The 17,281-nt window shown below is 73.8% G+C and carries 12 protein-coding genes; 4 read left to right on the forward strand and 8 right to left on the reverse strand.

What is annotated here, in order from left to right:
* Window positions 1-8 precede the first annotated feature (8 nt).
* Window positions 9-1,271: a beta-ketoacyl-[acyl-carrier-protein] synthase family protein gene (locus ABZ693_RS02080; RefSeq protein ID WP_359872332.1), complete on the reverse strand. Its 1,263-nt coding sequence runs from the start codon at window positions 1,269-1,271 to the stop codon at window positions 9-11.
* Window positions 1,272-1,312: 41 nt separating this feature from the next.
* The gene (locus ABZ693_RS02085; protein ID WP_359872334.1) at window positions 1,313-2,362 is read right to left on the reverse strand and encodes a ferritin-like domain-containing protein; all 1,050 of its coding nucleotides are present in this window, start codon (window positions 2,360-2,362) and stop codon (window positions 1,313-1,315) included.
* 213 nt (window positions 2,363-2,575) lie between these two features.
* On the opposite strand from ABZ693_RS02085, the gene ABZ693_RS02090 reads away from it, so the two are divergent.
* The gene (locus ABZ693_RS02090) at window positions 2,576-4,300 is read left to right on the forward strand and encodes an acyl-CoA dehydrogenase family protein (protein ID WP_359872336.1); all 1,725 of its coding nucleotides are present in this window, start codon (window positions 2,576-2,578) and stop codon (window positions 4,298-4,300) included.
* 196 nt (window positions 4,301-4,496) lie between these two features.
* A complete protein-coding gene (locus ABZ693_RS02095; protein WP_359872338.1) occupies window positions 4,497-5,474 on the forward strand; it encodes a LuxR C-terminal-related transcriptional regulator in 978 nt (325 codons plus the stop codon).
* Between the two features lie 453 nt (window positions 5,475-5,927).
* Here the strand turns inward: ABZ693_RS02095 and ABZ693_RS02100 are convergent, their stop codons facing one another.
* A complete protein-coding gene (locus ABZ693_RS02100; RefSeq protein WP_359872340.1) occupies window positions 5,928-6,128 on the reverse strand; it encodes a hypothetical protein in 201 nt (66 codons plus the stop codon).
* A gap of 441 nt (window positions 6,129-6,569) precedes the next feature.
* Here ABZ693_RS02100 and panD point away from each other — a divergent pair, with 441 nt between their 5' ends.
* On the forward strand, window positions 6,570-7,049 hold the full coding sequence (panD, locus tag ABZ693_RS02105) for an aspartate 1-decarboxylase (protein WP_359872342.1): 480 nt from the start codon (window positions 6,570-6,572) through the stop codon (window positions 7,047-7,049).
* Entirely contained in the window at window positions 7,046-8,443 is a 1,398-nt protein-coding gene (locus ABZ693_RS02110; protein ID WP_359872345.1) for an ATP-binding protein, read from the forward strand. The genes panD and ABZ693_RS02110 overlap by 4 nt, the downstream gene beginning before the upstream one ends.
* A 21-nt stretch (window positions 8,444-8,464) precedes the next feature.
* On the opposite strand, the gene ABZ693_RS02115 is transcribed toward ABZ693_RS02110, so the two are convergent.
* Genes ABZ693_RS02115 through ABZ693_RS02135 form a run of 5 tightly spaced genes read right to left on the reverse strand, consistent with a single transcriptional unit; the run spans window position 8,465 to window position 17,279 of the window.
* Window positions 8,465-9,721 (reverse strand): beta-ketoacyl-[acyl-carrier-protein] synthase family protein, encoded by a 1,257-nt coding sequence (locus tag ABZ693_RS02115; RefSeq protein WP_359872347.1) that lies wholly within the window; start codon window positions 9,719-9,721, stop codon window positions 8,465-8,467.
* Between the two features lie 43 nt (window positions 9,722-9,764).
* Window positions 9,765-9,971, reverse strand: a complete 207-nt coding sequence (locus tag ABZ693_RS02120) for an MbtH family protein (protein ID WP_359872349.1) — start codon at window positions 9,969-9,971, stop codon at window positions 9,765-9,767.
* Complete coding sequence (locus tag ABZ693_RS02125) at window positions 9,971-16,201, reverse strand: non-ribosomal peptide synthetase (RefSeq protein ID WP_359872351.1); 6,231 nt, start codon at window positions 16,199-16,201, stop codon at window positions 9,971-9,973. The genes ABZ693_RS02120 and ABZ693_RS02125 overlap by 1 nt, the downstream gene beginning before the upstream one ends.
* Before the next feature lie 35 nt (window positions 16,202-16,236).
* Entirely contained in the window at window positions 16,237-16,500 is a 264-nt protein-coding gene (locus ABZ693_RS02130) for an acyl carrier protein (RefSeq protein ID WP_359872353.1), read from the reverse strand.
* Window positions 16,497-17,279: a thioesterase II family protein gene (locus tag ABZ693_RS02135; RefSeq protein WP_359872355.1), complete on the reverse strand. Its 783-nt coding sequence runs from the start codon at window positions 17,277-17,279 to the stop codon at window positions 16,497-16,499. Before ABZ693_RS02135 ends, ABZ693_RS02130 begins: the two co-directional genes overlap by 4 nt.
* Between the last annotated feature and the right edge of the window lie 2 nt (window positions 17,280-17,281).

The raw sequence follows: 17,281 nt of genomic DNA on the forward strand, positions 1-17,281 counted from the left end.
TTCAAGAACTACGAGCGGAACGCCAGCACCACGTTGTGGCCGCCGAAGCCCGCCGCGTTGGACAGGGCCGCGAGGTCACCGGCCGGCAGCGCGCGGGGCACGATGCGCACCACGTCCAGCGTGATGGCGTCGTCCTGGTCGGCCAGGTTCGCGACGGGCGGGGCCGTGCGGTCGCGCAGGGACAGCACCGCGGCGAGCGCGCCCAGCGCCCCGGAGCCGCCGATCAGGTGCCCGGCGGCCGACTTGACGGCGGAGACGGCGTAACCGGACTCCCCCAGCACATGGTTGAGCGCCCGGCTCTCCGCGATGTCGCCCTGCGGGGTCGACGTGGCGTGGGCGCTGACGTGCTTCACGTCCGCCGGGGTCAGCCCGGCGTCCGCGAGCGCCTTGCGCAGGGCGCTCGCCAAGCCGAGACCGTCCGGTTCGGGCCGCACCATGTGGTGGGCGTCCGCGCTCACCCCGGCCCCCGCCAGCACGCAGTGGACGCGGGCGCCCCGGGCGCGGGCGTGCTCGGCGGACTCCAGGACGAGGACGGCGGCGCCCTCGCCGAGGACGAACCCGTCGCGCTGCTTGTCGTAGGGGCGGGAGGCGCCCGCCGGGTCGTCGTTGCGCCGGGACACCGCGTGCATCGAGGCGAAGGCGGTGAGCGTCAGCGGGCCGATGACGGCCTCGCTGCCGCCGACCGCGACCACATCGGCCCGGCCGAGGCGGATCATGTCCAGGCCCGCCGCGACCGCCTCCGCCCCGGCCGCGCAGGCCCCCGCCGGAGAGAGGGCGGCGGCCCGGGCGTTGAGCGCGAGGCTGACCGCCCCGGCGGCGCCGTTCACCATGACCATGGGCACGGTGTACGGGGAGATGGCGCGCTCCCGTCCGGTGCGCAGCTGTTCCTGGGCGCGCAGGAGGGCGCCGACGCCCCCGATGCCGCTGCCCATGACGACGCCGACGCGCTCGGCGGGCGGCTGCCCGTGGTCACCGGCCGGGCCGCGGAAACCGGCGTCCCGCCAAGCCTCCTCGGCGGCGACGAGCGCGAACCGGGCGGCCCGGTCGAGCCGGCGCGCCCGCGTCCGGTCCAGGACGGTGTCGGGTTCGACGGCGGCCCGGGCGGCGATGCGGACGGGCAGCGCTTCGGCCCAGGGCTCGGTGAGGGCGCGGGCGGCGGACCGGCCCGCGACGATGCCCTCCCAGGTGGCGGGGGCGTCGCCGCCCAACGGGGTGGTGGCGCCGAGGCCGGTGACGACGACCTCGGGCAGGCGCGTACGGGCGACGGACATCGCCGGCCCTCTCCTTCCGATTCGGGGTGCGGGGCGCGGGCCTACGCGGCGGTGCGCAGCGCCTCGGGCCGGGCCAGGTTCTCGGCGAGGAACAGGTCGCGCAGCTTCGGGGTGAGCAGACCGAGTTGCCGCAGGACGTGGATCACCTGCTGGAACAGCAGCTGCCGGTATCCGAACATCATCGGGTCGGTACGGGCGAAGGTCAGGCCCCGTTCGATGTCGAGGTCCATCTTCTCCCAGACCTCGCGCAGCAGGAACCGGCGGGACATCAGGTGGACGGCCTCCAGCAGGAACGCCTCGCGCTCGTCGCGCTCCCGGGTCGTCATGTCGTTGTAGAGGCCGGTGAGCGAGACCACGCCGAAGCCGATGTGCCGGGCCTCGTCCTTGGCGATCATCCGGGTGATCGAGGTGATCAGCGGGTCGCCGAAGCCGCTGCTGGCGAGCCGGGTCGCGGCCAGGGCGAGCCCTTCCACGATGACCTGCATGCCGAGGTAGACGACGTCCCAGCGGGACTCGGCGAGCAGGTCGCGCAGCAGGGCCTTGAGGCCGGGGTTGATCGGGTAGGAGACGCCGATCTTCTCGTCGATGTACCGGGCGAACGCCTCGACGTGCCGGGCCTCGTCGGCGACCTGGGAGGCCGCGTACACCTTCGCCTCCAGGTCGGGAACGGTCTCCACCAGCCGGGCCGTGGTGACGAGGGCGCCCTGTTCGCCGTGCAGGAACTGGCTGACCATCCACGCCTGGTACTCCCAGCGGAAGCTGTTGAGCAGTTCGCGGGGGACGGGGCTGGTCTCGGAGACGGCGAACGAGGCGAGGCCGGCGCTCTGGCCGTCGGAGAGGGGTGCGCCGAAGCGGACGTCGTAGCTCCAGTCGATGTCCGTGTCGGCGTCCCACTGGTTCTGCTTGTTGCGCTGGTACAGCTTCCAGATGCGGCTGTCGCGCCCGTCGTAGTCCCAGGTGAGACAGGCGCGGATGGAGGCGTCGACCTCCATCAGGTCCTCGCGGGCCCGGTCGAGGGTGAAGAGCGCCGAGTCGGCGGAGCCGTCCTCGGCGCGCGGAGGGGCCGAGCCCTCAACGGAAACGTCGGTCATCGGGAACGCGATCCTTTCATCCACCGTGGCCCGTCGGCCCCGGCCCACACCCTCGCCCGCCCGGGCGCACCCGGCCAGGAAGGCCCTGGGCAATTTGCGGGCAGCAACAGCTGCCGGTCGGTTGCCTGGTGGCCCGCGCGCCCGCGCGCCGAGCATGGGTGCACCCGCCCCCGAAACCCGTGGGCACACCTCCGACCCTCATGGAGCTGTTCGATGACGCTGGAGCACGCCCGGCCCACCCTCGACATCGTCGCCTCCCTCGAACAGCTCCTCGGCGACCCGGTCGACGGCGAAGGTCCCTTCTCGTTCGCCGCGATCGTCCCGGCCGAGGAGCGCGACGAACTGCCCGTCGGCGCGAAGAAGCTGTTGTCGGACTGGGGGTTCGCCGACTTCCTGGTCCCCGAGGGCGACGGCGGACGGCTGCGGAACCTGGAGTCGGCCCTCCTGCTGACCCGCACCCTGGCCCGGCGCAACCTCACCTTCTCCGTGCTGTTCGGCTCGACCCTGCTGGGCGCCACGCCCGTGTGGCTGTGGGGCACCGACGAGCAGCGCGCCTCGGTGGCCGCGGGGCTGGCCGCCGGGGCCATGGCCTGCTTCGGCATCTCGGAGCGCGACCACGGCAGCGACCTCGCGGCGAGCGGCACGACGGCCGTCTCGGACGGCGACGAGATCGTACTCAACGGCGAGAAGTGGCCGGTCGGCAACGCGACCAGGTCGCGGTTCGTCAGCGTCCTCGCCCAGCACGACGGGCGCGGGCTCTCCCTGTTCCTGGTGGACAAGGAGCGGCTGGCGGACGGGGCGTGGACGAACACCCCGTTCGTGAAGGGCGCCGGTCTGCGCGGCCACGACCTGAGCGGGATCACGTTCCACGACGCGCGCGTCCCCCGCTCGGCGCTGGTCGGCCGGCCGTACCGGGGGCTCGCCTCGGTGCTGAAGACCCTCCAGATCACCCGGACCGCCATCGGCGCGATGTCGCTGGGCACCATGGACTCGGCGCTGCGGATCGGGATGCGGTACGCGAATGAGCGGGTGCTGTACGGGTCACCGGTCAAGGAGATCCCCGTGGTGCGGGAGCACCTGGTCGGCGCCCATCTGGATCTCCTGATCGCCGAGTGCGTGGCGCTGCCCGTGGCGCGGGCCCTGTCGGTGGTGCCGTCGCGGATGAGCCTGTGGTCCTCGGTCGTGAAGTACCTGGTCCCGGTGATGGGCGAAGAGGTGCTCGACCACATGGGCAAGGTGCTGGGGGGGCGCGGCTACCTGCGCGAGGGCGTCGCCTCGGGGGCCTTGCAGAAGCTGCGCCGCGACCACGCCATCACGACGGTCTTCGAGGGCACGACACACGTCAATCTGCACAGCATCGCCACGCAGCTGCCGACGGTCGCCGCCGTCGCGGACCGGCCGGTCGAGGACGGCCGCGAGGTGCTGCGCGCCCTGTTCGACTGGTCGCGCGAGGCGCCGGTGTGGTCCCCGTCCGGCGACGCGCTCCAGCTCACCAACGCCGCCCAGGACGAGATCACCCGGGGCTGGACGGAGGCCGTCGAGGAGGCGGCCGCCGTCGCGAAGGAGCGCCTGGACGAGGGGTCGGCGGCCGGACTCTCCCTCGTACTGGCGGAGCTGACGGCACACCGGGAGGCCCTGTACGCCGAGGTGACCGGGGCGGGCCGGACCCCGGACTCGGTGGCGGCGTCCCGCGCGGCGGCCCGGCACTGTGTGCTGCACGCGGCGGCGTCCTGCCTGTACGCGTGGCTGTACGGGGGTGACCGGGAGGGAAGCGCGGTGCGCGGCGACGGGTGGCTGATCCTGGCGCTCCAGCGCCTCGTACAGCGTCTTGAGCCCGGCCGGCTGCTGGACGGGCGACACCAGGACGAGTTTGTGAGTTGCATGGAGAGCGCGTTGGCGAAAGGTGAGGACTTTTCACTTTTCCCTACTGTCTCTTGACCATATTTTGACCGGCACTAGGCCTATGTGTCGTCAAAAGGGTAGGACACAACGTATAAACACACCTACATCCAAACCTTCACCAGAGCTACACTCCTGCGGGGCGAGGGGTCGAAGGACGGGGGCCCCATAGGGGTGCGCGCCTGTTGCCTCACCTCTCGGTATGCGTTGCAGGGGAACAACAATGTTGAGCAGATTGGGCTTCGAATCCCATGAAGAGGATGTGTACCGGCTCATCCTCGAGAACCACGGGCTGCGGCCGAGCGATGTGCGGCAGCGGCTGAACCTGACCGAGGAGCAGGTGCGGCGAGCGGTCGACCAGCTGATCGACCGCAAGCTCCTGGCCGTCCCGCACCATGACGAGCTGCGGCCCGTGGACCCGAACCTGAGCCTGTACTCCCTGTTGAGCGACCAGCTCACCGAACTGCACGACCGGCAGAAGGAGTACGAGCGCACCCGGGCGGACATTCGCGCGATGCTGGCGGAGTTCGGGCATCTGTACCCGTCGTGTTCGCAGCCGGACGCGGAGCGCCTGATCGGCATGGACTGCGTGCAGGAGCGCATGCAGGATCTGGCGGACGCGGCCCGGCAGGAGTGCATGACGTTCAATCCGGGCGGCGGCCAGTCGGCCGCGAGCCTGGCCGCCAGCAAGCCGCTCGACAGCGACGTCATCGGGCGCGGGGTGCGGATGCGCACGGTCTACCTGGACAGCGTGCGCAACGACGCGACGACCGTGGAGTACGCCGGCTGGCTGACCGGCATCGGCGGCCAGGTCCGGACCGTGCCGGTGCTGCCGATACGGATGGCGGTGATCGATCGCACGGTGGCGATCCTGCCCATGGACCCGGACCACACCCGCAGGGGGGCCGTCCAGATCAACTCGCCCGGCGTGGTGAAGGCGCTCGTGGAGCTCTTCGAACGGGTGTGGGCGGACGCGGTCCCGCTCGGCGACGCGCGCGACCGCTGCGAGGAACTGGACGAGCACGGACTCGCCCGGCGCGAACAGGAGTTGCTGCGGCTCCTCGCCCAGGGGCTCACCGACGGGGCCGCGAGCAAGAGCCTCGGCGTCTCGCTGCGTACGGTGCGCAGGATGACGGCCGACCTGAGCGAACGCCTCAACGCCCGGAGCCGGTTCGAGGCCGGTCTCCGGGCGGGGCAGCGCGGCTGGCTCTGAGCCAGGCCCCAGGGCCTTTCTTTTGGATCTTACTGGGCTCGCGCGCCCCGGCACGCGCGCTCGCCGCGTTGTCGTCAGTCGCCAACGCGTCCGCATACTGGATGTATGCGGACGTTCCGACAACGCGGCGAGGTGCCGTAGCTGTCGTCGCGCGCCCGCCAGGGATGACGGGACAGCCCTTAGGGCCTTTCTTTTGGATCTTACTGGGCTCGCGTGCCCCAGCACGCGCGCTCGCCGCGTTGTCGTCGGTCACCAACGCTCCGCGTTGTCTCCCTCCTCCGCCTTGCGATCACCCGCACCGGACCCCGCTCCCTGATCCAGCCTGACCCAAAAGAAAGGCCCTAGTCGACCCCGGCGGCAACCGTGCAGAGCGGCGCCGAGTCCCCGTCGAGGTTGCCGTCGGGCAGCTCCACGTCGAGACCGAGGTCCAGGTCCAGGCCATCCGGCACGGAGTCAGTCCCAGTTCAGGTTTTCGGACACCAGGTCCCAGTCCAGGTCCCCTTCCAGGGGCGCGCCCGCGGCCTCGCAGCGCAGGAAGACCCCGGCGTCCGCGGGACCGGGGCCGGTGTCGGCCTGGGCGGTCGCGCCCAGGGAAGCGAATGAGAAAGCAACCGCGGCGGTCGCGAAGCCCAGAATTCGACCAGCACTACTCATGTCTTTGCCCCCCAATTGTCACCCCCGCCCGCCCGGTGGTCTTGGAACCAGGTGCCAGCGGGTAACTCTGCTCTGTCCATGATCCATTCTGGGCGAAGAGGCGGCGGCGGGAAAGGTGTCCCGGTGGCAGGAAAGGACCAGCGGCAGCCTCATGCCACCTCGACTTCCAGGCCGAACGTCGCCGTAGATGGCGAGGGGCGTGGCGGGCCGGCGGCCCGGACCCGCGCCCCGTCGTTGGCACGGTGCTGCCACCGGGAAAATGCTGCCACCAATACCCCCTTCCGCGCGCGTTTTCGCATGAGCAGAATCCACCCGGCGGGGGTCACTTCCATCATGCACGGACGCCCCCCCACCCGATACGCGAACGCCAACATCTGGCTGGATTCCCTCCATCTCTCATTCGCTTCACCGGAATCCGGTCCGCTTCGAAGGAACTTCCCGATGCGCCGCACCATGCTCACGTCCAAGATCCACCGGGCGACGGTCACCGAGGCCGACCTGAACCACGTCGGCTCGCTCACCCTGGACCCTGTCCTCATGGAGGCGGCGGACCTGCTGGTCGGCGAGCAGGTGGCCATCGTGGACGTCAACAACGGCTCGCGCCTGGAGACGTACATCATCGAGGGCGAGCGCGGCTCGGGTGTCGTCCGCATCAACGGCGCCGCGGCGCGGCTGGTCACCCCGGGCGACATCGTCGTCATCATCGCCTACGAGTCGGTGGAGGAGGGCGAGATCGGCAAGCGGGAGCCGCGCGTCGTCTTCGTGGACGAGGCCGACCGCATCGCCCACGTCGGCAGCGACCCCGCCTCGTGGCCAGGTAACACCGGACGCTCCCGCGCCCCTTGTCCGCTCCCGGGCGGACAGGGGCGGGGCGTCACACCGCCACGGCCACGAGAAGCAATCAGGGGATCCGGAACATGATCGAGGCCATCGAACAGCCCATGTCCGCGACGCCGGACGTCCGCCGGCTGCGCCATCTGCTCGCCGAGCGAAGGCAGGCGCGCGGCTGGACCCAGGAGGAGCTGGCGGAGCGCTCCGGGGTCAGCGTGCGTACCATCCGCAACATCGAGACGGGCTCCAACAAGCGGCCCCGCCGCGCCTCCGTCGACCTCCTGCTGGGCGCCTTCGGGACCTCGCTCGCCGAACTCGCCGGCGCCGAGGGCCTCCACCCCGGCCACGAGGTCACCCCGCTCTTCCTGCCCCTCCAGCACGACGCCTCCGGGCACTGGCCACACCCGGTCGACCCGGACCGCTGGCGCGGCCCCCGCCCGCTCACCGAGGCCATGGCCGGGCGCGACGACGACCTGCGCCATGTCCTGCGCACCATGCGCCGGGGCAGGCTGCTCGTCCTCACCGGACCCGGCGGCGTCGGCAAGACCCGGCTCGCCCTGACCGCCGCCGCCCGCCTCCAGGAACGCTTCCGCAACGGCGTCGGCGTGGTCGAACTCGGCCCCTGCACACCCGAATCGGCGGACCCGGCCGCGGCGCGGGACGAGGTACACCGGGCCGTGGACGCGGTCCTGGCGGACGCGGTCGCCCGCGAACCGGGCCGGGAGCTGGACCTGCTGCTCGTCGTGGACACCGCGGAACACGTCGTCGCGACGGTCTCCCGGCTGGTCCTGCGGCTCGTCGTGACGCATCCCGGACTGCGGGTGCTGATCAGCTCACGGCGGCCGCTGGCCGTGCTGTCGGCCGACGTCTGGGAGGTGTCCCCGCTTCCGGCGGGCGAACCGTGCGCGGACGGGGCGGCCGACGGCTCCACGGAGGACGGGGCAGCCCTGCCGGCCGCCGTCGAGCTGTTCCTGCGCCGCGCCAGGTCCACCGTGCCCACGCTCGACCTGGACAGCCGCCTGCCCCAGGTGGCCGAGCTGTGCCGGCGCCTGGACGGGCTGCCGCGCGCGATCGAGGCGGCCGCGCACTGCATCCGGACCGTGTCGCTGGAGTCCCTGCTGTACAGCGGTCCCGCGCTGTACATGTTCGACCGGTTCGACCTGTCGGCGGTCTCGCACCACAGGACCCTCGCGGACAGCGTGCGCTGGAGCTACGACCTGCTCACCGCCGAACAGCGGGACCTGCTGCACCACTTGGCCCGGTCCTTCGACTCGTTCACCGTCGAGGACGTGGTGAGCGACCATCCGGCGGGCGCGTGGACGGCGGGCAGCGTCGTCTGCGGCCTGGCCGAGCTCGCCGACGCCTCCCTGATCCGCGTGCACCGCGGCACCCTCTACGGCTACCGGGTCTACGGCTGGATCAAGGCATACATCGACTACATCGACACGCTCGACCAGGACTCCGGCCGCACGCTCGGCGCCTGACGGTCCCGCCGCCCCCTCCCCTCACCCCGCCCGCAGGGCCAGCGCCACCTGGTGGCCGCCGAAGCCCGACGCGTTGCTCAGCACGGCCGCGGGTCCGGCGGGCAGGGGGCGGGGGGCCGCGCGGACCACGTCCAGCTCGATGGTCTCGTCCAGCTCCTCGATGTTGACGGTGGCCGGAGCCACCCGGTCCCGCAGCGCGAGCACCGCCGCCACCGCGGACAACGCCCCGGCGGCGCCCAGCAGATGTCCCGTCATCGACTTGATCGCCGACACCGGGACCCCGCCCGGCCCGAACAGCGCGCCGATCGCCCGGCTCTCGATCATGTCGCCGCCCGGGGTCGAGGTGGCGTGCGCCCCGACCTGGACCACGTCGGCGGCGGTCAGGCCGCCGTCCGCGAGGGCCCGCTCCATTGCCCGGGCCAGGGACTTCCCTGTGGGCTCGGGCCGGGCCATGTGGTGGGCGTCCGCGCTCATCCCGGCCCCGGCGACCTCGCAGTAGATCCTGGCGCCCCGGGCCCGCGCGTGCTCGGCCCGTTCCAGGATCAGCACCGCGGCCCCCTCCCCCATGACGAACCCGTCCCGCCCCGTGTCGAAGGGGCGCGAGGCCCGCTCCGGGGCCTCGTTGCGCCGGGACAGCGCGGTCATGTTCGCGAACCCGGCCATCGCCAGCGGTTGGATCGCCGCGTCGCTGCCGCCGACCGCGACCACATCGGCGCGGCCCAGCCGGATCAGGTCGAGCCCGGCCGCCACGGCCTCGGCACCCGCCGCGCACGCGGTGGCCGGGGCCTGCGCGCAGGCCCGGGCGCCGATGACCATGCTGGCCTGGGCAGCCGGGCTGTTGGCCATCAGCATCGGGACCGCGATCGGGGAGACCCGCCGGGGCCCGCCGGTCCGCAGCACCTCCTCGCCCGCGAGGGCCGTGCCGAGCCCGCCAAACGCGGTGCCGACGACCGCCGCCGTCCGGTCGGCGTCGGGGCCGCCGTCCTTCCCGGCCGGGGCGGAGAACCCGGCGTCCGCCCACGCCTCGCGGAGCGCGACGACGGCGAACTGCCCGGCCCGGTCCATCCGCCGTGCCTCGATCCGGTCCAGCACGGACGACGGCTCCACGGCGGCCCGGGCGGCGATCCGCACCGGGAGGTCCTTGGCCCAGCGCTCGGTGAGCGCGACCGCGCCACCGCGCCCGGCGAGCAGCGCCTCCCAGGTGGCCGGGGCGGTGCCGCCGAGCGGGGTGGTGGCTCCGAGGCCGGTGACCACGACGTCGTGCAGGGTGCGGGACAAGGACTCGTTCTCCTCAGCGGCGTACGAAGAAGGGGATGGGGTGTTACGCGGTGGCGTCGATGAGGCTCTTGGGCCGCATGTCGGTCCAGCCGGCCTCGATGTACGCGAGCGCGGACGCCCGGTCGGACTCCCCGTGCGCCACGGTCCAGCCCGCCGGGACCTCCGCGAAGGACGGCCACAGCGAGTGCTGCCCCTCGTCGTTGACCAGGACCACGAAGGTCCCCTCCTCGTCGTCGAACGGATTCGCCATCACTGACTTCCTTCCTGGTTTTCCTGTATGGGTACGAGCACGGCGGCCAGGGCAGCCGGAGTGCGGTGGCGGTGGATCTGTACGAGGTCGGGCTCGACGCCCAGCGCCGCCCGGGCGCGCCCGGCGAGCCGGAGCGCCCGCAGCGAGTCGCCGCCCGCGTCGAAGAAGTCCTCGTCGGCGCCGTGGTGTTCGCGCCCGAGCACCGAGGCGAACAGCGCGCACAGCGCCTCCGTCCGCGCCGAGGGCCCAGCAGCGGGCGCGGGCCGCGCGTCCGGCACGGCTCGCACGGCCGGCACGGGCAGCGCGTCCCCGGGCAGCGCCCCCGTCGGGGTCTCCGGGTCCGTGGCGAAGGCGGTGAGCAGCGCGGTGAGCCGGTCGAGCACGGCGGCGGCCTGTCCGGCGTCCACCAGCTCGGCGCGGTGGCTGACCTCCAGGTACATCCGGTCTCCGGGAACGGCCATCAGCTTGAGCGGGTAGTGGTAGGCGTCCCGGCCGTAGAAGTCGGCGACGCGCAGCCCCGCACCCGGCACGGCGGGCAGGGCGGCTGCCCTCGGGTAGTTCTCGAAGACGATCGACGTGTCGTACAGCGGCCCCGCGCCCACCAGGCGCTGTATGCCGGCCGGTCCGAGGTGGTGATGGTCCGCCAGTTCGGCCTGCGCGGCCTGTACGCGTACGAGCAGGGCGCGCAGCGGTTCGGCGGGGTCGGCCGCCTCGACGCGGACCGGCACGGTGTTGATGTACAGCCCCACCATGTCCTCGATGCCGGGCAGTTCCGGCGGCCGGACGGAGACGGTCGCGCCGAACACCACGTCCCGGCGCCCGGTCAGCTCGGCGAGGAGCAGCCCCCAGACGCCCTGGACCACGGTGTTCAAGGTCACCCCGGCCGTGCGGGCGGCGGCGGTGAGCGCGGCCGTGAGGTCCTGCGGGAGCTCGGCGGTGATCCGCTCGGGGAGTGTCGTGAGGGTTCCGGTGTCGTGGCCGGGGGCGATCAGGGAGGGCCCGGGCAGGCCCTTGAGCGCGGTGCGCCACGCCTCGCGGGCGGCCTCGCGGTCCCGGCCCGCCAGCCAGGCGGCGTACTCCCGGGCGGGGACGGGCCGGGGCAGCGCGGCGGGGTCGCCGCCGCTCAGGTACAGCGTGAACAGGTCGCGCAGCAGCACCGAGGTGGACCAGCCGTCGGTCAGGATGTGGTGGCTGGTGAAGACCAGGGCGTACCGGTCCGCCCCCGTCCTGAGCAGTGTGAAGCGCAGCAGCGGCGGTCGGTCCATGGCGAACCGGGCCCGCCGGTCGCGGGCGAGGAAGGCGTCCAGGCGGGGGCGCGGCGACGAACCGTCCGGGCGGGTCAGGTCCAGCTCGGCCCACGGGACTTCGACGCGCGCGGCGACGGCCTGGACGGGTTCGCCGGAGTCCAGGAGCAGGAAGCCGGTGCGCAGGACCTCGTGCCGGTCGGTGAGGGCCTGGCAGGCGCGGCGCAGGGCGCCGGTGTCGAGGGCGCCTTCGAGTTCCGCGACGAGCTGGACGTGGTAGACGTCGGCGGCCCCGCTGTCGTACCGGGCGTGGTGCAGCAGCCCTTCCTGGAGCGGCGTCGCGGGCAGCAGCCCGGCGGGCGGGCCCGCGGGCCACGTGGCCTCCAGGGCTTCCAGCTCGTCCTGCCCGATGTCCACCAGCGGCACGTCGGAGGGGGTGAGTCCGCCCGCTCCGGGCCGCGCGGTGTGGGCGACGAGGTCGCGCAGGGCGGCGAACCACGCCTCGCCGAGCTCCGCCGCGTCCGCCTCGGTGAGCAGGGCGCCGGGCCAGGACCAGGTCGCGGTGAGGCGGGGCCCGTCGGGCAGGTCGTGGGTGGCGGCGTTGACCTCGATGACGTGCGGCATGGGCAGCCCGTCGTCGGTCCCGGACACCACGGCGTCCGCCTCGGCCGCGATGTCCCACACGCCTTCGCCGGGTCCGGAGATCCTGCCGAGGTAGTTGAAGCCGATCTGCGGGGCCGGGTGGGTGGCGAGGGCACCGGCCGTGTCCGGGTTGAGGTGGCGCAGCAGCCCGTAGCCGATGCCGTTGCCGGGGATCGCCCGCAGTTGCTCCTTGACCCGCTTCACGGCCCGGTTCAGGTCGCCGGTCCCGGGGTCCACGCGCACGGGGTAGAGGCTGGTGAACCATCCCGCGGTACGCGACAGGTCGAGGCCGTCCGCGATCTCCTCGCGGCCGTGCCCCTCCAGGTCCACGAGCACCCCGCCCGCGCCGCCCGTCCCGCGCGCCCGGCGCCAGGATTCGACGGCCAGGGCGAGGGCGGTGAGCAGGATGTCGTTGACCCCGGTCCGGAAGGCGGCGGGCACGCCGGTCAGCAGCGGTTCGGTGTACGCGGCCGGCAGGGTCATGGTGAGCGAACGGGCGGTCCCGTACACATCCCGCGCGGGGTCGAGCGGGCGCGCGGCGAGCATCGGGTCACCGCCGGACAGGATCTCCTCCCAGAGCGACAGCCGGTCGGTGTGCCAGGGGTCGCGGGCCGCCATGTGCAGCCGCTCGGACCAGGTGCGGAAGGACGTGTGCACGGGGTCGAGTCCGGCCGTACCGCCGCCGTCGGCGGCGCCCTCCCACGCCCGGTGCAGGTCGGGGAGCAGAACGCGCCAGGAGACGCCGTCCACGGCGAGGTGGTGCACGGTGAGCAGGAGGAGGCCGTCGGCACCGGGGCCCGCGTCGAACCAGACCGCCTCGGCCATGCGGCGCGCGGCCGGGTCGAGCCGGTCGCGGGCGGCGGCGGACTCCTCGGCGACGGCCGCCCGCAGCGCGTCCGGGCCGAGGCCGCTGATGTCGCGGCGGCGCACCAGGTCCTCGGCGCGCACCGTGCCGGGCGCGGCGATGTCGAGGGCCCAGTCCCGGCCGTCCGGTCCAGTGGCGAGGCGGCGCATGCGGAGCGCGTCGTGCCGGTCCAGGACCCGCTGGACCGCCCGGGCCAGCCGGCCGGTCGTACCGAGGTGCGGGACGCGGACCAGGACCGACTGGTGGAAGCCGTCCGAGGGCCCGCCGCGCTCGCGGAGCCAGTGCATGACCGGGGTGGGTTTAAGCGGTCCGACGCCCGCGTCCGGGTGCTCGGCCGGGCGGTCGGCGGCCGTCCGGGCGACCCGGGCGAGAGCGGCGACCGTCCGGTGCGTGAACACGTCTTTCGGGGTGATCACCAGGCCCGACTTGCGTGCCCGGGCGACCAGTTGGATGGAGACGATCGAGTCGCCGCCGAGGTCGAAGAAGCTGTCGTCCACGCCCGGCCCCGCCACGCCCAGCACCTCGGCGAACAGCGCGCACAGGGTCTCCTCCGCGTGCCCCGAGGGCGCCCGCCCGCCGGAGCCGGCCGCGGCGGCCGGGGCGGGCAGCGCGCGGCGGTCCAGCTTCCCGTTCGGCGTCAGCGGCAGCCGGTCCAGCCAGACGACGGCCCCGGGCACCATGTACTCGGGCAGGGCCCCGGCGGCGTGCTCGGTGAGCGCGGCCGTACGACGCCCGGCGTCCGGGGTCCCCGCGGCCACCACGTACGCCACCAGGCGCTTCACGCCCGGCTGGTCCTCCCGGACCACGGTCGCGACCTGGGCCACGGACGCGTGCGCTGCCAGGACGGTGTCGATCTCGCCGAGCTCGACGCGCAGGCCCCGGATCTTGACCTGGTCGTCGCTGCGGCCCAGGTATTCGAGGACCCCGTCGGCCGTCCAGCGCACCACGTCACCGGTGCGGTACATGCGGGCGCCGGGCTCCCCGTACGGGTCGGCGACGAAGCGCTCGGCGGTGAGGACGGGCCGGTGCGCGTAGCCGTGGGCCAGCTGCGCGCCCGCGAGGTACAGCTCGCCGGGGACGCCGGGCGGGACGGGCAGCAGCGCCTTGTCGAGCACCAGCAGGCGAGTGTTCCACACCGGCCGGCCGATGGGCACGGACCCGGCCCCGGCGACCGGGCGGCACTGCCAGAACGTGACGTCGACGGCGGCCTCGGTCGGCCCGTACAGGTTGTGCAGCTCGGCCCCCTCCGACCCGAGCAGGTCCAGGAAGCGGTTCTGGGTGGCCACGGGCAGCGCCTCGCCGCTGGAGAAGACGCGCCGCAGCCCGGTGCAGTGCGCGGCGGCCGGTTCCTGGAGGAACACCTGGAGCATCGAGGGGACGAAGTGCGCGACGGAGACGTTCTCGCGCCGGACCAGCTCCGCCAGGTAGGCCGGGTCCTTGTGGCCGTCCGGGCGCGCCACGACCAGGGTGGCGCCGGTGTGCAGCGGCCAGAAGAACTCCCAGACCGAGACGTCGAACCCGCACGGGGTCTTCTGGAGCACCCGGTCCCCGGGCCCGATCGGATAGCGGTCCTGCATCCAGCGCAGCCGGTTGACCACGGCGGCGTGCGGCACCATGACGCCCTTGGGCCGCCCGGTCGACCCGGACGTGAAGATGACGTAGGCCGCGCTCGCCCCCTGCGGCCCTTCCGGCGCCCCGGAGACGTCCTCCACCGGCTCCCCCGGCGCGTCCAGCAGCAGCCGGGGCGCGTCCGTCTCCGGCAGCGCGGCGGCCGTCGCGGTCTCGGTGAGCAGCAGCGCGGGAGCGGCGTCCTCCAGGAGCCACCCGATCCGCTCGGCGGGCAGGTCCGGGTCGACCGGCACATAGGCGGCGCCCGCCGCCTGCACCGCGTGCAGGGCGACGACCAGGGCGGCCGACCTCGGCAGCGCGACGGCCACGGTGTCGCCGTGCCGGACCCCGTGCCCGCGCAGCCGTGCGGCCAGGGCGCGGACCAGATCGGCGGTCTCGGCGTACGTCAGGGTGGCGTCCTCGGCGACCAGGGCGACGGCGTCGGGCGTACGGGCCGCCTGCTCGGCGAACATCCGGGGCAGGGTGGTGGACGCGACCGGGTGCGCGGTGTCGTTCCAGGTGTCCAGCACTCGGTGCGCCTCATCCGGGGTGAGCAGCGCGACGCGCCCCACCGGGGTGTCCGGCGCGGTGAGCCAGGTCTCCAGGAGGTGGCGGACGCGGGCGGCGACGCTCTCCGCGTCGGCCCGCTCGTACAGGTCCTGCCGGTAGTTGACCTCCAGCCGCAGCCGCCTGCCGGGGACGGCCATCAGGCTGAGCGGGTAGTGCGTGGACCCGGCCGACCCGTCGCCCTCGACGGCGGTCAGCCGCAGCCCGCCGACCGGGGCGCGCACGTCGTCCCACTTCATCGGGGCGTTCCCGAACGCCACGGAGGTGTCGAAGAGTTCGCCGAGCCCGGCCCGCCGCTGCACATCGGCGAGGCCCACGTGGTGGTGCGGTTCCAGCGCCGACTGCTCCCGCTGGATGCGGGCGGCCAGTGCGCCCAGCGCCTCGCGCGGGTCGAGCCGCACCCGGACCGGGGCGGCGTTGATGAGCAGGCCGACGATGTCCTCCACGTCGTCCAGCCCGGCCGGGCGGCCGGACACGGTCTGCCCGAAGACCACGTCCCAGCGCCCGGTCAGCCCGCCGAGGACCAGCGACCAGGCGGCCAGCACCACGGAGTTCAGGGTGAGCCCGGCCGCGCGGGCGGCGGCGGTGAGCGCCCCGGTGGCCTCCTCGGTCAGCTCGGCTGCGGCCATGCGGGGCATCGCGGCGCCCCCGGCCGCGTCGGCGCCGGGCGCGACGAGGGTGGGCTCCCCGAGCCCGGCCAGCGTCTCGGCCCACGCGTCCTCGGACGCGGCCCGGTCCTGCCCGGCGAGCCAGGAGAGATAGCGGGCGAAGGGGACCGGGGGCGGCAGCGCCCCGCCGTCGCCCCCGGCCGCGTACAGCACCAGCAGGTCGCGCAGCACGATCTGGAACGACCATGCGTCCAGCAGGATGTGATGGTACGTCAGGATCATGACGTGCTCGTCGTCGGCGAGCCGGGCCAGGGTGAAGCGGATCAGTGGCGGGCGGCCCATGTCGAAGCCCCGGGCCCGGTCGTCGGTCCGGTAGCGGGCGAGCCGGTCCTGCTGCTCGTCCGCCGGGAGCGCGCTCAGGTCGAGGTCCGTCCACGGCGCCGCGGCCCGCCGTCGTACCAGCTGAACGGGCTCGCCTGTCTTCCGCTGCTGGAAGCCCGCCCGCAGCACCGGATGCCGCTCCAGGAGCGCCCCGCACGCGGCCCGCAGCCGGTCCGCGTCGAGCGCGCCGCCCAGCCCGAAGGCGACCTGGATGGTGTAGACGTCGACGCCCTCCTCGTCGTACAGGGCGTGGAAGAGCATCCCTTCCTGCAACGGCGACAGGGGCAGGGCCGCTTCGAGGGGCGACGGCTTCACGTGGAGCCTCCGGCAGGAGAGGGCGGGCGGGATGGTCAGGCGACGGAGCGCGCCGGCTTGGCGGCCACGAACGCGGTGATCGCGTCGACGGAGCAGAAGTGCACTTCGTCCAGCTCGTCGGTGCCGACCTGGACGCCGAAGGCGCGCTCCACGTAGGTCACGAGCTGGATCGTGAACAGCGAGTTGGCGAGGCCCGCGCCGAAGATGTTGAGGTCGTCGGCGACGGGCGTCGCCAGCTCCTCGGTCAGATAGGCCCTCACCTGGGTACGGATGGCTTCGGTCTGCTCGGTCGTGGTCACCGTGGCGGTCCTTCCTGTGATGGATGTACGGATACCGGCAGGACGCCGGCCAGTGCGGCGACGGTCGCCGCCGGTTCGGACTGCGGGAAGCCGTGTCCGCCGGGCAGCAGCGTCGTGGTGTGCTCTCCGGCCGCGCAGGCGCGCCACTCCTCGATCAGGGCGGGCGGTGCGAGCGTGTCGTCCACCCCACCGAACGCGTGGAGCGGGCAGCCGACCCGTACCGGCCCGGCCGTCACGATCCGCTCGGCCAGAGCCAGGTCGGCGCGGACCGTACGGAACACGTACGCGGCGTACGCGCCGTGCCGCAGCAGCTCCGGCGGCAGCCCGCCGATCCGGGTCAGCCAGGCGGCCAGGCCCTGATCGTCGTACTCGGCGACCGAAGCCCCGGGTGGGGTGTGCGGCGCCCGCGACCCGGACACGACGAGCGCGGCCGGTGCGGGAACACCCTCCCGGGCGGCCCGGACGGTCACCGCGTGGGCCAGCAGCGCGCCCAGGCTGTGACCGAACAGGACGTACGGCACGTCGAGTTCGGGGCGCAGCCCGTCGAGCAGCAGGCGCGTCACGGTGTCCGGGTCCGGCGGCAGCGGTTCGGCGGTCCGGGGGCCCCGGCCGGGCAGGGTCACGGTGGCGATCTCCACGCCGGGCGGCAGATGGGGCCGCCAGGCGGTGAACGCGGCGGGCCCCGCACCCGACTGCGGCAGGCAGATCACCCGCGTACGCGGCCGGTCCACGGCGCCGATCCGGCTGCCGATCCACGGGTTGTCCCTGGACGTCGTCATCG

Source organism: Streptomyces laurentii (assembly GCF_040635425.1).
Classification (GTDB): domain Bacteria; phylum Actinomycetota; class Actinomycetes; order Streptomycetales; family Streptomycetaceae; genus Streptomyces; species Streptomyces laurentii.

Excerpts from the sequence above, each read along its gene's own strand:
- ABZ693_RS02100 (WP_359872340.1), bottom strand. The coding sequence starts at position 6,128 with ATGAGTAGTGCTGGTCGAATTCTGGGCTTCGCGACCGCCGCGGTTGCT.
- ABZ693_RS02110 (WP_359872345.1), top strand. The coding sequence starts at position 7,046 with ATGATCGAGGCCATCGAACAGCCCATGTCCGCGACGCCGGACGTCCGC.
- ABZ693_RS02090 (WP_359872336.1), top strand. The coding sequence starts at position 2,576 with ATGACGCTGGAGCACGCCCGGCCCACCCTCGACATCGTCGCCTCCCTC.
- ABZ693_RS02135 (WP_359872355.1), bottom strand. The coding sequence starts at position 17,279 with ATGACGACGTCCAGGGACAACCCGTGGATCGGCAGCCGGATCGGCGCC.
- ABZ693_RS02085 (WP_359872334.1), bottom strand. The coding sequence starts at position 2,362 with ATGACCGACGTTTCCGTTGAGGGCTCGGCCCCTCCGCGCGCCGAGGAC.
- ABZ693_RS02080 (WP_359872332.1), bottom strand. The coding sequence starts at position 1,271 with ATGTCCGTCGCCCGTACGCGCCTGCCCGAGGTCGTCGTCACCGGCCTC.
- panD (WP_359872342.1), top strand. The coding sequence starts at position 6,570 with ATGCGCCGCACCATGCTCACGTCCAAGATCCACCGGGCGACGGTCACC.
- ABZ693_RS02120 (WP_359872349.1), bottom strand. The coding sequence starts at position 9,971 with ATGGCGAATCCGTTCGACGACGAGGAGGGGACCTTCGTGGTCCTGGTC.